Genomic DNA, 14,989 nt, shown 5'->3' with positions numbered 1-14,989 from the left:
TATAAACATAAACTCCCTTACTTCGTGCGCTTTTTCCTTGCCGGTAAACGAAATTCCTGCTCGTGCAAAGGCCTCGTTAAATATTAAATAATGGCCACACGAGGCGAGTGACCTTTGGTGCTTATTTTTACTGAACTTGTTCGTTTTCGGTAAATATTCCGTCATACAAAACTGTCGACAGGTAGCGTTCGCCTGAGTCAGGTAAAATCACGACAATGGTCTTTCCTTTGTATTCCGGGCGTGCCGCAAGTCGCAAAGCGGCGGCTGTTGCCGCACCACAGGATATGCCTGCCAGAATACCTTCCTCTTTCATTAAGCGTTGTGCCGTGGCGATTGCTTCTTCATTGCTGACCTGCTCAACAACATCCACGATGCTTAAATCCAGGTTTCCAGGTATAAAGCCCGCACCTATCCCCTGAATTTTGTGTGGCGAAGGTTTTAGTTCCATTTTATTTAAGGACTGAGTAATGACGGGTGAGTCGACGGGCTCGACAGCAACGCTGACAATGGCTTTGCCCTTATTTTGTTTGATATAACGAGAAATACCGGTAATTGTCCCACCCGTGCCAACGCCAGCAACGAGTACATCAATGCTGCCGTCAGTGTCATTCCAGATTTCAGGCCCAGTGGTTTGTTCATGGATGGCAGGGTTGGCTGGGTTCTGGAATTGTTGCAGCATTAAATTTTGTTCAGGGTTGCTATCAACAATTTCCTGGGCTTTATCGATGGCACCCTTCATACCTTTTTCCGGAGGTGTGAGGATGATTTCAGCTCCCAGCGCTTTCATTAATTTGCGCCTTTCAATACTCATAGAAGCGGGCATCGTGAGCTTTAACGAGTAACCACGTGATGCGGCGACAAAAGCGAGAGCAATGCCCGTATTACCACTGGTTGGTTCAACCAGCGTTATGCCGGGCTTGAGTTGACCCGATTTCTCAGCAGCCCAGATCATACTGGCACCAATGCGGCATTTTACCGAACCTGCCGGGTTGCGAGATTCTATCTTAGCTAAGATGGTCGCATCAGGTGCAAGTCTGGCGAGTCTGACGAGAGGGGTATTTCCAATAGAGAGTGAATTGTCTTGAAAAACCGGCATTTTGTTACCTTATCTTATTGGGTTCAGTTGCCTGAAGTGTACTGCCGATAAAGTTATTTTTACAGGTTCCTTTGCTATATGTTTATTGTTGATCATACTTAACTCATTCATCTTCTGTTAATTTTGCCAGGCGAATGTTATTTTCGAACGATTGTTCTAAAATATTGTGAAGTATGTATTGCCATAACCTACTGTTTAAATGGGTAATTATTTTTGAAACGGTTGCTCCGTAATCTGCCAGTTCGACACAAGTTGTCAGCTCTCGTCATGCTGACAGCCTCAACCGTACTGGCAATTTCCTATGCTTTTTTCATTGTCAATTTCTGGATCAGCAGCCGGGAACAATTGGTCAGCTCAGTTCACACGTTAACAAAGGCCGTGAGTATTAATGCAACAGCGGCACTGGTTTTTCACGATGAGCAGACAGCAACAGAGTTGTTAAATACGCTTAGCGCCGATATGGATATTGAATATGCTGTACTAAGGAATGCGAAAGGAAATGTATTTGCTGAATACCGGCGGATGAATAGTGCGCCGGAAAAGGAAACAGATCATCAGCAGCACATGACAGAGCTCTTGAAGGTTGAGGATACTACTGATTGGCACTATAAGTTTTATGCTGATCATTTAGCAGTTGAGCAGTTGATAAAAGAAAAAGATCGGTTTATCGGAAGTCTTGGAATTCGGGTGAGCCTGTCCAGTTATAAACACATGCTAAATAACTGGATGTTTTTTGGATTATTGGGGCTCTTAGTTGTGCTGTATTTTGGGTATTTTATCTCTTCCCGATTACAGGATGTCATTATTAAACCCATCGAGAAATTGATTCATGCGATGCACGCTGTATCTGAAATCAGCGATTATTCGAGACGCGTTGAGAACACTTCAACTGATGAGTTTGGTGTGATGGTTGATGGTTTTAATACCATGATAGAGCAGATTCAAGAGCGTGATGAGGCGCTAAAGCTCGCCAGAGATACTGCTGAAGAAGCGAGTTTGGCAAAATCTCGTTTTTTGGCAACCATGAGCCATGAAATCCGTACACCGATGAATGGCGTTTTAGGCATGACTGAGCTGTTGTTAAACTCATCCTTATCGCCTGAACAAAAACGCCAGGCTGATACAATTCAGCGCTCTGGTAATGCATTGCTCAATATTATCAATGACATTCTGGACTATTCAAAAATTGAAGCGGACCAGCTTAAGCTGGAATCTATCCGGTTTGATTTATATGAACAAATTGAGGAAGTTTTGCAGTTATTAAGTGAAACTGTAAATGGTAAAAAATTAACCGTTTCTCATGATTTTGATCCTGACTTTAATGGAAAGATGCTCGGTGATCCAGTAAGGATCCGGCAAATTCTGCTTAACCTTGTGGGCAACGCACTTAAATTTACGCATGCCGGATCTGTCAGTGTCGATGTCGCCGTTGTGTTTTCGGCTAAAAAACCTTACGTGCGCATTGAAGTTCATGATAGTGGTCCTGGTATTTCAGAAGATGCTAAGGAGAAAATTTTTGAATCTTTTTCACAAGCCGACTCCTCTACAACACGTAAATATGGAGGGACAGGGTTAGGGCTGGCTATTTCAAAACAACTGGTCGGGTTGATGCGAGGTAAAATTGGTGTTGAAAGCGAACTGGATACAGGATCAGTTTTTTGGTTTGAGCTACCTTTGGATCGTCAGAGTTTTAAATGTGTAATACAAGGCAAAACATTGCTTCAGGATATCCGGGCACTCATCTATGGGCAGAATAACGCCGAAATGGATTTCTTGCATGATTTGTTGGCGGGCTGGGGAGTGGTTATTGAAAGAGTAGCCGTCCAAAGTGAAGTAGAAGAAAAAATACAGGCGGCTGTAGAAAAACATAACGCTTTCAATTTAGTTTTGCTCGACACATTGGGCAATGAAACTGAGTTGGCTCGATTTATTCATGCGCTTAACTACCGGTATGGGCAATTTGCGACTAAGTTTATGGTGTTAGCTTCGAAAACATCAACTCTGATGGGGCTGCCGGGATACGTAGGCATCATTCGGGAAGATCAGGGGGAGATAAAGCCGTCGGTATTTTTGGCTGCATTATGTGATTTGTTAATTCCGGAAGGGAATGTCAGGAACTCAACTGCGCCGCTGATAGGAAAAACTGATACGGCGTTAGCTGAATTACAGGGACACATTTTATTGGTTGAAGATAATGCTGTGAATCAGCAGGTAGCCACAGGTTTGTTGAAGATGATGGGGTGTTCGCTTGATACAGCCACAAATGGGGCTGAAGCTATCGATAAATGGCGTAATCACCCTTACGATCTGATTTTAATGGATATAGAAATGCCCATTATGGATGGCATTACAGCCGCTTCCTATATACGTGAAGAGGAAATACGGCAGCATTTGTCCTATACACCTATCGTGGCAGTAACGGCGAATGCAATGGATGGTGATAGTGCATTGTATCTGAGTAGAGGGATGGACGACTATTTAAGTAAGCCTTATAGCCGTCAAAGCTTGCATCAAATGCTGACCCATTGGCTAAAAGAGCAAGTTCCTCTCAGGTTTTCTGACATGGATGTAATACAGAAAGTGAGTATTGATAGCGAGTTGTGTGATCTTAATATGCAGCAGGTGAATAGTTTTAATGGTCTGCAGGATGACGATGGTCAGCCTTTATTAGGCTCGTTGATTGCTACCTATATTGAGAACAGCAATCAAATTATTTTTGAGTTGAACGAGGCACTTAGCCAAAAGGATTTTGAAGAGATTCGTCGGCTTTCGCATGCTTTAAAGTCATCTAGCGGGACGCTCGGGCTTGATAAGGTTTACGCTTTAAGCAGGGAAATAGAAGAGGGGTGCAGGATGTCGCATACAGATAATATACAGGCGCAGTATCAATTATTGGTTAAGGCTAACCAAACATCACAGCAGAAACTTGTCAATTTAATGTGATGGAGCAAAAATCTGTTATGCCCAGAACCAATCGCCAGACAATACTTGTTGTCGATGATGACCCTACGATTCGAATGGTAGCGGCAGCACACCTTCGTCAGCAAGGATACGCTGTCGCATCAGCTGAAAATGGGCAGATGCTTCTCGATATTTTGCCGGATATCAATCCTGATCTGATTATGCTCGATGTAGACATGCCGGTGATGGATGGTTTTGAGGCGTGTCGGCGACTCAGAAAAACCCATTCAGGAAAGGCTGTTCCGGTTTTGATGATGACTGGGCTGGAGGGCGATAACTCGATAGAAGAGGCTTATAAAGCCGGAGCGACAGACTTTATTGCGAAACCGGTAAATTGGACGCTATTGAAGCAGCGCTTGCGTTTTATGTTACGCGCCGTTGATGCAATGAGTAGCCTTGTAGAAAGTGAAGCAAGGTTGGCAAAAGCACAATCAATCGCACGTCTGGATTACTGGCGTTGGGATGTGTTTAAGAACAAGATGATTATCTCTGAAGCACTAGCGGAAAGATTGCAGCTGGATGTGAATAATATCATGGCTGAACAATTGCTCTTCCAGGTAGCAGAGATCGATCGATCCCGCATTAGTCAAATAGTACAGCGTGCAGTCAACCAACAAACAATTCCTGCTGATTTTGAAATAACGCTTAACGCTGGGGGCGGTTCGACTACACATCAGGTTTTTCGGGTTCAGTCTGAACTTGAGTATGATAATCAGGACCAATTGGTTGCCATTGAAGGCACTCTGCAGGATATAACTGACCGTAAAGAAACCGAAGCGCGTATTCAGTTTCTTTCCCGGTTTGATCGCTTGACCGGTTTACAGAACCGGGAGGCCTTTAATCGTGCTATGCATGATTTGATTGGTGAGTGTGTCAGCAGGGATGGATGTATAGCCCTTATACTAGTAGATATTGACCGTTTTGTTCGAATCAATGACATGTTCGGGCATCGCACTGGTGATGCTGTTCTGATAGAAGTAAGCCGCAGAGTCGTAGCGCTTGTAGACCAGCTTAGTAAAAAAATGGGAGATCTGAGAACTGAAGCATGCCGTTGGGGAGGTGATAAATTCAGTTTAGCTATCTGCTGCTCCGCTGCTCATCCTTGTCATGTTGAGGTAGCGGCAATGCTGCTCGACTGTATATCGGCTCCTTTTAAAGTTAATGGGCATGAAGTGTCGCTTACCTCGTGTATTGGTTATGCCTACAGTGCTGATAGCGAATTGGACTTGGGGACTTTGCTTCGCAATGCTGAAAATGCAATGCGCCATGCTAAACGTCAAGGCCGCAATATTATATGCTGTTACGATAAAAGTATGCTGGCGAATACCCGGCGTCGTATGTTGTTGGAGGTCGAGCTGCACAAGGCATTACCAGAACAGCAATTCAGATTACACTATCAACCACGCATCAACGCAGATGATAAGCGTATTGTGGGTGGGGAAGCCTTGTTACGTTGGCAGCATCCGGATATCGGCCTTATCTCCCCTGATGAGTTTATACCCGTTCTAGAGGAGATGGGCGCAATCCACGAGGTTGGAGCCTGGGTGATGGAGGTCGCCTGTCAGCAACTGAAGCGCTGGCATGACGCTGGGCATACAGACTTTGTTATGTCGGTAAACTTAAGTGCCGTTCAATTCAGAGATATTCGTTTAGCTGAAGCAATCGGAGAGGTGATACAACGCATCGGCATTAATCCTGAGTTTTTAGAGGTTGAATTGACCGAAACCGCTATTATGGAGGATGTTTCCCAAACACAAACGACGCTGGCTTTACTCAAAGAGATAGGGGTACGTATTGCTGTTGATGACTTTGGTACGGGTTATTCATCATTAGGCTATTTGCGGAGTTTTCCACTTGATACATTAAAGATAGATCGAACTTTTGTTTCGGAGCTTCCCGGGAGCAGAGAAGATAGATCATTAGCGTTGGCTATTATTGCAATGGCGCGTTCACTGCATCTTCGGGTGGTAGCTGAAGGGATTGAGACTCAAGCTCAGGCTGCTTTTTTACAGGAGCAGGATTGTGACGAATTCCAGGGGTTTCTGTATTCGAGGCCTATTGATGATCAGGCTTTTGATCTGTTGTTGAGGAAAGGAATCATTGTCGTATAAGTGTGCGGATATTGTCAGAATAAATGATATATTAACATCATCTGATTTTAAGGTGGTTTGATAATGAATACTCTGATGAAATGGCTGGCTCCAGGAATTTTTAAGCTCGCATTTCTTCTCTTTCGTGCTCCATTGTTTAAAAGCTCCCGACGTAAACATCAGTGGATCATGCGTATATTTCGCTTTGCAGCGGATAATGACAGTTGTCAGGCGTTATCCGTTTATGGGCACCTGCTCCATTTTCGGGGGGAGGGAAAGGATAATCGCATACAGGGCGGTATCTACTTACAACGTGCTGCCGATAAAGGTGATATGAAAGCGCAGTACCAGATGGCCAGAATTTATGAGTCTGGTTTTGAACATTACTTTCCTGCTTCGAATGAAAAATCATTTCATTACTATCAGCTGGCGGCCTCACAAGGGCATGCGCTGGCCATATCACGACTGTTGAAGATATATCAGTTGGGAGAGTTGGGGCAGGCGGTTAATCCCAAAGAAGTTGAGCGTTGGCAGTCACTGCAACCAACGCTCACTGTTACTCCATAACTGACTGCGTAGGTTTTTAACACCGCCGGGAGTCTGTCGGACTTAACGCTGAGCTACTGCGGTTTGGTCAGTCTCACTCGCATAGTAAGTAATGATTCGCTGTTTCCTGGAACGGCTATTTTCCATTTTGCCATGCCTGCGTTTTGTTCAACGGGCTTTGATGTACTGCTAATGAGTTTCCATGGTTGTGAGAAAAGACTCGTCACTTCGATATCGCGGCTACTCAAAGCGCTGTTTCTGATACGTACTTCATAGGCAGTAACCGTACCGTCAAAAGCGGTCTGAAAATCAGTTTGTTTTCTAGTGATAGTGACATCAAACGCTTTCCCCATGGCTAATTCAACGTGCTCATCTTTTGCCGTCTGGTTGATATGGGAGCTGCCGATATAGTGGAGTTCACCTGTATTATCGGGTGAGAAAAAACGGACCTGACCCGCCGGTAACGGAGTCCCTAATCCGTGTTGCTGATTATTTGTGAAACGTATGAACGACTCAGGTTTAAGGATATGGGTTTGGTTATCGACACCATTACTCATATAAAACTGGTATCTTTGTAATGCTTTAATGCCAACCTTGTCAGCATGCATCAAGGGAACCTGAGTGCGCTGTTGATGCTGCAGGGTTACACGTTCCCCTAATGTATATAATTGGTAGTCATTGAGTGCCTCCGGCATGGGCGAGCTGGAGTCTTCAGCCATCGACTGCGCCATCATCACAGTTTTAGCTCTGTGGCGGGGGCTACTATCCTGATATACATCGCCAGCCAGAAGGCGTATGCGAGCATTCTTTAAGGGAGTGCCGGTATCGTTCATTAAAGAAGCCAGACCCTCTAGTCTAAGCTCACTACTATCCTCATTTAACGTCATCACATAGTCCATCTGCCAGCTAAGGCCATGAGTCAGATAACTGAATTGGGCCGTGCCTGCTGTGTGAGTGCCTTCGCTTCGAAAAGTCAGGCTTGGCTTTAATAAAAGATCGGCCGGGCTTGTCGGAAAAATAATCCGCCATTCTGACGAGAGCGGAATTGATTCAATACGGCCATTATTCTCAACAAGTGCGGTAGAGCCTTCTACATTGAGTAACTGAACCGTCTGTTGTATCTCCTGACCATTAGTTTGGCTGCGTGCCAGAATGATATTTTCTCCGATATGACGCTCTAACAATGCATAGTAGTTAAGTGATGCAGTATTTAGCGTCTGCTCTTTAATGGCGCCGGCATTTCTGATCTGTAGTGTTTCGGTTTGCATAAGCTTGCTAATATCGCGAATAACAATCGTTTCATCTTTTTTCAGAGGAGGGATGGATCTGCTATCTTGAATGAGGCCCAAATTTTGAGTGTATAAGGTAACTGCAAGATCTGTCTGTTCCTCATCAGTAATAACAGTGTTCGCTTGTGTGGCTAGCGGATAGAGAAGCGCAGTCAAGAGAGTGAATGAGAGAAGTTTAAATGGCATAGATGTAGTCCTTTATTCATTGCGATTCTGTGTGAGTATGCTGTGTAGAAGCTTCTATGTAGAAAGCTTCTATTTAGAAAGGTTCGATTAAAAGGCCTCTATGTAAAAAGCCTCTATGTAAAAAGCTGATATGTAAAATGCACGTGAAAAAACCAGTCACATTTCAACTGGATTGAGCCAAGATCCAGCAGGTCAGCGGTAGTGACATGATACTCCGGTGTTTTTGGTTATTCTGTACTGGCGGCAATCATTTTTGATGATTATGCCTGAGTTTTCGACGATCCCGCAGGAGGATTTTTGCTACAAGTAAGACGGGCGATACGCTTGAATGATTCAACCTGTAAACGTTAATCCGTCTGTAAATGTTAATCAGTCGATTTTTGTTCATTAGAAAGATCCAGTGCTACACGAAATCCCCAGGTATTGCGTGCCGCATCAGGCGGGTGTCGATAGCGGCTGGCAGAGCGAATAACCCGGCTAATATCAAACCATGAACCGCCGCGCATGGCGCGGTAAGCGCAATTGCTGGCTACGCGCGCACTGCCATCTGTCGGATGTCCGGTATAAGTATCTGAATAACAATCCTGCACCCACTCATCGACGTTTCCGTTCAGATCATGCAGCCCCCAGGGATTCGCGGGTAACGCGCCAACGGGTGCCGGCTGTTTTGCATCCCAGCGCGAGCCGCAACCATCACATACGGCTCGTTCGGTTGATAATTCATTACCCCACCAATAGGCTGAATTCGTGCCGCTACGTGCGGCGTATTCCCATTCTGCCTCTGAAGGTAAGCGGTAGGCTTGACCGGTTTGGGCAGCGAGCCATTTGACATAGGCGTTAGCGTCCTGCCAGCTCACATTAATGACGGGTTGTAAGCCGCGTCCCCAGCCTTCGTCTTCGGGGCGTTTTCTTTTTGTGACGTCAGCAAAATGATCATATTCATTAAACGTGACTTCATAACGGGAGAGGGCGAATGAGTCTGAAAATATGATGGTTTGGATGGGTTTTTCGTTATCGTCGCCCTGATTGTTCAGATCTCCCATCTGAAATTGGCCGGCAGGTAAGCTGATCATCTGCGGCCCATAAGCACCATCCAGCAAGGTATCCTGGAAAATCTTGAAGTTCTCCTGAGCTGGACTTTCTGCTCTGGACAATGGCTCTGTAGTATTGATATCAGTTGCATTTTGATTAGCGAGTTCTTCTTCTAATCGGGTTATCTTATTGGCTTGATCATCCGCTGTGGTTTTCCATATTCCGGCTTGCTCTTTCCAGGCGGCAAGATGCTGGTCGGTTGATGTCTGTTGCTGTTGATTGAAGAGGAAACTAGCAAAAAAACCTACTGCCACGCCTGTAATAAAGAGTGTGCTGCCTATGAATATAGAAGACCAGAATCGACTGAAGCCGCCGGATAGCTTGGCAGTCGTTGAAGCATCCGTTGTCTTAGTTTTCAGGGGCACACTTTCTGCAACAGGCGATGTGCTTTTATCCGCTTCCTCGATGAAAAGTGCACTGATAAGTTCAGCAGAATTGCGTTGACGTAGTTCCGGGTCAGTAGCGAGCGCTTGTTGTAGTGATGCCCATTGGTTTTTGTTTAAACCAGAAGGTTGCTTTAGCTCTTTGCGGACATGTAAGGCTTCATCCTCTTCCAGCCCGAATGGTGGGGATCCTGATAATGCCGCATAAGCGATACACGCCACTGAATAGGTGTCCGCAGCGTTGGGCAACAGATTGGGGTGAAATGCCTCGGGTGCCTGATAGGCAGGGAATTGAAACGCCGGGTCGAGTTTGAAGCTGGTTTTTTCCAATAAAATTCGTGGGCTAATGGGTAAAACTTTTACGCCACCCTGACGGTTAATGTAGATCAGATCCGGTGCCAGTGCTGCGTGAGGTTTATAGACTTTATTTATATAGACGTCAGCAGCGCTCGCTATTTGTGTGAGTAGGCCCTGTAATTGATTTTTTTTCAGTTTATTAATTTTTTTTGTTTGAATGAGCGTTTGCAGCGTTAACCCATCCAGCGCTTCACACGCAAAAAACAAAATTCCACCGCGTTGAACAAAATAGCCGTAGATAGCGGTGATATGCTTATGACGAAGATTCTTTGCAAGAATGATCTGCTGTTTGAAAGCGGCCAGGAATTCTTTATGTTTAGTAAGATTTTCTGAAAGAACTATCAGTGACACAGGCGTGGGGCTGGGCGTGCTGATATCGTCAGCTTGCCAGAACTCACCCAGAGGGTGAGGCGTGGCTGTACCTTTGAGTCTGAATTTATGGTGTTCCGGGCCAATGATCTGGCCATCATTCAGTGAAAGTGCTTGTTGTCGGATATCCATTGCCCGTGCCTGTCAGTATTTACTACTTAATAATAGACAAGAACGGGCAATGTTTTAAGTAAAATCAGTTGTTTATCTATTCCGCCTGGCTAGTCGGTCTGTAATGGCGGGAAGCTTTTAACCAGTTCATCAACGGCTTTCAGCTGAGCCAGATAAGGCTCAAGTTTGTCCAGAGGTAACGCACAAGGGCCGTCACATTTTGCTTCAGCCGGATTAGGGTGTGCTTCCAGAAACAAACCTGCAATCCCCTGAGAAATGCCCGCACGTGATAACTGAGCGACTAAACCGCGGCGACCATCAGCAGAGTCTGCACGCCCACCGGGTACTTGCAATGCATGAGTCGCATCAAACATGATTGGGTAACCAAACTCTTTCATGATGGCAAAGCCCAGCATATCAACTACCAGATTGTTGTAGCCAAATGTGCTGCCGCGTTCACAAAGAATCAGGCGATCGTTACCGGCTTCCTTACATTTGTGCAGAATGTGCTTCATTTCATGGGGGGCCAGAAACTGAGCCTTTTTGATATTGATCACAGCACCGGTAGCGGCCATCGCCTGAACAAGGTCGGTTTGGCGGGATAAAAATGCTGGTAGCTGAATAATGTCACATACCTCAGCAGCCGGAGCTGCCTGGTGTGGTTCGTGCACATCAGTGATTAATGGGACATTAAAAGTCGTTTTAATCTCTTGAAGAATTTTTAAACCTTCATCCAGGCCGGGTCCACGGAATGAAGTCAGTGATGAGCGGTTCGCTTTATCAAACGAAGCTTTGAACACGTAAGGAATGTTCAATTTATCGGTGACAGTGACGTAGTGTTCGGCAATACGTAATGCCATATCGCGTGATTCCAGTACATTCATGCCGCCGAATAGCACCATTGGTTTATCATTCGCAATTTCTATTTTGCCTACCTGAACGACTTTCTGTTGCATGATCTCTAACCTGATAACAGCTGTAAAGCCAGCATTATACGTGAAGGCTTGATAAAATGGTGCAAGTGATACTTGAAAATGAGTTTTCAGATGAATGATGAAGAAACAAAACGCCTTAAGGACTGTATGACTTTGCTGAATACCAGCAAAACACTGCAGTTAGCAACGGTTGATTCACAGGGAATACCGCATATTAGCTATGCCCCTTTTGTGCGACAGTGTGAACATTTTTTTATTTATGTCAGCCAGCTAGCCAGCCATACGGCGTATTTACAGCAAACACCTAAAGCAAGTCTGATGATTATTCGTGATGAAGCGCTGAGCCAGAATCTCTTTGCCCGTGAGCGCTTGATTGTTGAAGCTGACGTTGAAATGCTTGATCAGGTGGCTAACGTCACAGTCCTTGATAGTATGGAGGCGTCGTTAGGAGGAACGGTTGGCTTGTTGAGAAGCTTGCCTGACTTTTTGTTGTTCAAACTCTCGGCTGTTAGCGCTCGCTATATTGCGGGTTTTGGTAACGCATTTCAGTTAGATCTTCAAAAGCCGGAGCTGGCGCATGTCAGTGCTGAAAAACTGGCAGGTCGATCGCGTTAGTAGACTCTTTTCCTTAAAACGGCTATTAAATTATCGTTATAATTATGGGGCAGCAATACCATTAAACGCGGCTAACTCATTAAGAAGTGATGCAACAGGGTGCCTTCCCCGATGAGTGCAAGTAATGCTGCAAGGGCGTACCAGCCATATCGAATGGCGAGTTTCTCTTCGTCAAAAGTTGATATCAAAAAGGGGTTGTTGTTATCGGTCGGGCAGCAAAGGACATGCATAGTAGGAGCTGATGCCATGTCCGTTCGGCGTTTTACGGCTTCTTTTTGTGCGGCCTCCTGAACGTCGCTCCACTCCGGCATATCGAGTTTTTTGTCGTTATTTCTGTCAAAACGCTGCAACAGGTCATTATAAGACTGTTTCCATTCGCGGATAACTTCTCCCGAGAGTTGTTGCAATGGTGTCAGGTGCCTTCCCCCGCCAACACTTTGGAATTGTCCTAATGCGTATATCTGTTCATGAGTAAACAGCAAGGTTTCTTGATAGCGATAGCGTGAACCGCTCAGCTCTGTAAACAGCCGCTTGTTCAGGTCGAATCCTGATTGATGCATTGTTGGCTTATTCGGGTGGTGCGCCGCGTGCTTGTTTGGGTTGGGCGTGTCACCATACCAGGTGCGAGTGTTGATAGTTCTCACGGTGGCGCCAGCAGGGTCTATCAACCCGGTCGCAGTACCATCATTCACCTGAAACCAGGTATCAGATTCACCGCTGCGCTCTGTTCTCCAGTGCTTGGTTTTTCCGCTGCTTTGCAGGTGGGAAACTGAATACCGATACCATACACATTCCCGACCCGATAAAGGGGCTATTAAAGGGCCGTATTCGCCTTCAATAATATGGCCGGTAATTTCAACATAGCCTTGATGGGCTGAACGAATACGAGAGGTGGGCGTACCTGTTATCAAGCGGTAATGCTTTAGGTAGGCAAAGCCTTTCCACAGCGTAAAGGCTGTCGCTGCTAAGGTAATCATGATGCCAATGGCTGACTCGCTGATCATCAGACGTTCAGATCAATGGCTTTTGAAAAGCTGGCCGATATTGACATCCGTAAGTTCGGTATCTTTGAAAACGAGTAATGCCCGGGAGCTGAAATTTAGCTGCCGCGCGATGATCAGGTCAGGAAATTGTTCAATACGGACATTGTAAATATTGACGGATTCGTTATAAAACTCACGACGGTCTGCAATTGAGTTCTCAAGGCCGGTAATGCGGCTCTGCAGGTGTTGAAATGAGTCGTTTGCCTTGAGTTCAGGGTAATCTTCAGCAAGCGCAAACAGGCTTCCAAGGCCAATTCGCAGTTGAGTTTCAGCTTGGCCTAGTCCATTGATGTCTTGTTTTTCTCGCGCGGTCGCGACCTGTGAGCGAGCTTCAATGACACGGGTTAGCGTCTCCTGCTCATATTGCATATATTCACGACAGGTATCGACCAACTTTGGCAGCTCGTCATGACGTTGCTTTAGTAATACATCAATATTAGACCAGGCTTGAGATACATTGTGTTTCAGGCGCACCAGGTTGTTATACAGCGAGATAGCATAGAAGGTGATGATCGCGATAACGCCAATAAAAATCAGAGTACCTGGTTCCATTTTAATGATCCTTTAACAACTAAACACAAAAAGAAAGCGAGTCAGTTGTTGATCAGCACGCTAAACGTGACCTCCTATCATCTCGACGGCAACGGTCTTGATGATAAAGGCTGCTAATCCTAACCCTAAAGCAAAAAATAGCACAAGAGTTCCGAATTTGCCGGCATTAGAACGTTTTGCAAGATCATAGATGATGAAAAAAATGAAACAGGAGAAAACAATAATCCCGATGTTCAGCATCAGGCCTTCAATATCAGCTAGTCGCATAGTAGAAAAACCGAATATGTTTGAGAATATGGCGCGATATTATACATCAAAGATATACGTGAAAGGTATAGGTGTAAGAAATAGATTTATGGGCGGGTTTGTCTGATGATCAGAGTAACACTAAGAGTAATATTAAAAGTTAAATGCCTGGGCTGGAGGCTGGTTTGTCGCTTTTTGAAATGAGCATAGGCAAGGCTGCGACAATCATATCAACGGGGCGTTGGTGGTTTCCCGGGTTTGCTATGATGCAGTGGCTGCGGATATGTTGTTTCAGTTCGTTCGGGTTTAATTGTTCCCGGTCCGCTGGCTTGGGTGCCTGGCGCTAAAAGTCAGTAGGCTGGATATTTAACAGGTATTTTCAAAAGGATGAAAATCAGTGCTGCAGCGTTAGTGAAATCATGTTTTAAGCAGGGCATAAGCGTTAACAGAATTGTGCGTGGGGTCTATAAGGGGGTTGGATAAAACAGTTGTTTGTAAATGAAAGGCAATTAAAAACTGGTGGTGAGGGGTGGATTCGAACCACCGAAGCTCGCGCGTCAGATTTACAGTCTGATCCCTTTAGCCACTCGGGAACCTCACCAGAAGGGCGCAGATAATAGACTTAAATTTTCTGATTGTAAATGCCTGAACGGCACTTATTCGCATGTTTTTTAACATGAGTGTTTTGTTCGGTATTTGAACAGGCGCACCCCGTTGATTTGTAAGTTAGCTTAAGGGCTTATTAAGGAAGCAAAGCAGTGTTAACTTTACTCATGGTATGCTTTCTTGATCACCCTGCCAGTCGTGCCTTAATTAGCCAAAATAACAACCGCATTCTGCTGCATTTGTAAATCATTAAAGTACATTTTCAGTAAGTTTTTCTGCGTGATAAATGATGCATAGATATTCAAAAATTATCTAAAAATTCTTTTTAATTTGCTTGATTTTAGTGGCCGCCGCATGGGCGCTGTGTTTGCGTCAATCAGCCTCGGTTCGGCACAACAGATGATGAAAATCAAGACTGAAATAAGCTTGAAATAAAGCCGAATATAGCTATATTTAGTGCCGGATAACCAGCGGCGTACAAGATGTTGTGTGTTTTTTGCGACGATGGCACT

General features: G+C 45.1%; 11 protein-coding genes and 1 tRNA gene. 4 read left to right on the top strand and 8 right to left on the bottom strand.

The window, feature by feature from the left end; all coding sequences use genetic code 11:
- Positions 1 to 127: 127 nt before the first annotated feature.
- Positions 128 to 1,096, bottom strand: a complete 969-nt coding sequence (gene cysK, locus ABY436_RS01005; RefSeq protein ID WP_372737165.1) for a cysteine synthase A — start codon at positions 1,094 to 1,096, stop codon at positions 128 to 130.
- A 267-nt stretch (positions 1,097 to 1,363) separates the two neighbouring features.
- On the opposite strand from cysK, the gene ABY436_RS01000 reads away from it, so the two are divergent.
- The 3 genes from ABY436_RS01000 (at position 1,364) to ABY436_RS00990 (ending at position 6,714) form a co-directional block, all read left to right on the top strand.
- Positions 1,364 to 4,039 carry an ATP-binding protein gene (locus ABY436_RS01000; protein WP_372737164.1) on the top strand — a complete coding sequence of 892 codons (2,676 nt, stop codon included), beginning with the start codon at positions 1,364 to 1,366 and terminating at the stop codon, positions 4,037 to 4,039.
- Between the two features lie 17 nt (positions 4,040 to 4,056).
- Positions 4,057 to 6,168, top strand: a complete 2,112-nt coding sequence (locus tag ABY436_RS00995) for a putative bifunctional diguanylate cyclase/phosphodiesterase (protein WP_372737163.1) — start codon at positions 4,057 to 4,059, stop codon at positions 6,166 to 6,168.
- Between the two features lie 63 nt (positions 6,169 to 6,231).
- Positions 6,232 to 6,714 (top strand): tetratricopeptide repeat protein, encoded by a 483-nt coding sequence (locus ABY436_RS00990; protein WP_372737162.1) that lies wholly within the window; start codon positions 6,232 to 6,234, stop codon positions 6,712 to 6,714.
- A 53-nt stretch (positions 6,715 to 6,767) separates the two neighbouring features.
- On the opposite strand, the gene ABY436_RS00985 is transcribed toward ABY436_RS00990, so the two are convergent.
- The 3 genes from ABY436_RS00985 to kdsA form a co-directional block, all read right to left on the bottom strand.
- Positions 6,768 to 8,168 (bottom strand): DUF4139 domain-containing protein, encoded by a 1,401-nt coding sequence (locus tag ABY436_RS00985; RefSeq protein WP_372737161.1) that lies wholly within the window; start codon positions 8,166 to 8,168, stop codon positions 6,768 to 6,770.
- 365 nt (positions 8,169 to 8,533) lie between these two features.
- Positions 8,534 to 10,501, bottom strand: a complete 1,968-nt coding sequence (locus tag ABY436_RS00980) for an SUMF1/EgtB/PvdO family nonheme iron enzyme (RefSeq protein WP_372737160.1) — start codon at positions 10,499 to 10,501, stop codon at positions 8,534 to 8,536.
- Between the two features lie 89 nt (positions 10,502 to 10,590).
- Positions 10,591 to 11,436 (bottom strand): 3-deoxy-8-phosphooctulonate synthase, encoded by an 846-nt coding sequence (kdsA, locus tag ABY436_RS00975; RefSeq protein ID WP_090728788.1) that lies wholly within the window; start codon positions 11,434 to 11,436, stop codon positions 10,591 to 10,593.
- A gap of 90 nt (positions 11,437 to 11,526) precedes the next feature.
- On the opposite strand from kdsA, the gene ABY436_RS00970 reads away from it, so the two are divergent.
- Positions 11,527 to 12,030 (top strand): HugZ family protein, encoded by a 504-nt coding sequence (locus ABY436_RS00970; RefSeq protein ID WP_372737159.1) that lies wholly within the window; start codon positions 11,527 to 11,529, stop codon positions 12,028 to 12,030.
- A 71-nt stretch (positions 12,031 to 12,101) separates the two neighbouring features.
- On the opposite strand, the gene ABY436_RS00965 is transcribed toward ABY436_RS00970, so the two are convergent.
- The 4 genes from ABY436_RS00965 to ABY436_RS00950 form a co-directional block, all read right to left on the bottom strand.
- Entirely contained in the window at positions 12,102 to 13,034 is a 933-nt protein-coding gene (locus ABY436_RS00965; protein ID WP_372737158.1) for a GIDE domain-containing protein, read from the bottom strand.
- Between the two features lie 12 nt (positions 13,035 to 13,046).
- The gene (locus ABY436_RS00960) at positions 13,047 to 13,625 is read right to left on the bottom strand and encodes a LemA family protein (RefSeq protein WP_372737157.1); all 579 of its coding nucleotides are present in this window, start codon (positions 13,623 to 13,625) and stop codon (positions 13,047 to 13,049) included.
- 60 nt (positions 13,626 to 13,685) lie between these two features.
- Positions 13,686 to 13,892 (bottom strand): DUF2788 domain-containing protein, encoded by a 207-nt coding sequence (locus ABY436_RS00955; RefSeq protein WP_372737156.1) that lies wholly within the window; start codon positions 13,890 to 13,892, stop codon positions 13,686 to 13,688.
- Between the two features lie 496 nt (positions 13,893 to 14,388).
- Positions 14,389 to 14,472 (bottom strand) — tRNA-Tyr (locus ABY436_RS00950).
- Positions 14,473 to 14,989 lie beyond the last annotated feature (517 nt).

The sequence above is a fragment of the Neptunomonas sp. genome (assembly GCF_041601355.1).
In the GTDB taxonomy this organism is placed as follows: domain Bacteria; phylum Pseudomonadota; class Gammaproteobacteria; order Pseudomonadales; family Balneatricaceae; genus Neptunomonas.
This window is presented reverse-complemented; position numbering and strand designations above follow the sequence as displayed.

What these genes read in the sequence shown, in the direction of transcription:
- ABY436_RS00985 (WP_372737161.1), bottom strand. Translation starts at nt 8,168, where the DNA reads ATGCCATTTAAACTTCTCTCATTCACTCTCTTGACTGCGCTTCTCTAT.
- kdsA (WP_090728788.1), bottom strand. Translation starts at nt 11,436, where the DNA reads ATGCAACAGAAAGTCGTTCAGGTAGGCAAAATAGAAATTGCGAATGAT.
- ABY436_RS00955 (WP_372737156.1), bottom strand. Translation starts at nt 13,892, where the DNA reads ATGCGACTAGCTGATATTGAAGGCCTGATGCTGAACATCGGGATTATT.
- ABY436_RS00970 (WP_372737159.1), top strand. Translation starts at nt 11,527, where the DNA reads ATGAATGATGAAGAAACAAAACGCCTTAAGGACTGTATGACTTTGCTG.
- ABY436_RS00990 (WP_372737162.1), top strand. Translation starts at nt 6,232, where the DNA reads ATGAATACTCTGATGAAATGGCTGGCTCCAGGAATTTTTAAGCTCGCA.
- ABY436_RS00995 (WP_372737163.1), top strand. Translation starts at nt 4,057, where the DNA reads ATGCCCAGAACCAATCGCCAGACAATACTTGTTGTCGATGATGACCCT.
- ABY436_RS00980 (WP_372737160.1), bottom strand. Translation starts at nt 10,501, where the DNA reads ATGGATATCCGACAACAAGCACTTTCACTGAATGATGGCCAGATCATT.
- ABY436_RS00965 (WP_372737158.1), bottom strand. Translation starts at nt 13,034, where the DNA reads ATGATCAGCGAGTCAGCCATTGGCATCATGATTACCTTAGCAGCGACA.
- cysK (WP_372737165.1), bottom strand. Translation starts at nt 1,096, where the DNA reads ATGCCGGTTTTTCAAGACAATTCACTCTCTATTGGAAATACCCCTCTC.
- ABY436_RS01000 (WP_372737164.1), top strand. Translation starts at nt 1,364, where the DNA reads ATGCTGACAGCCTCAACCGTACTGGCAATTTCCTATGCTTTTTTCATT.
- ABY436_RS00960 (WP_372737157.1), bottom strand. Translation starts at nt 13,625, where the DNA reads ATGGAACCAGGTACTCTGATTTTTATTGGCGTTATCGCGATCATCACC.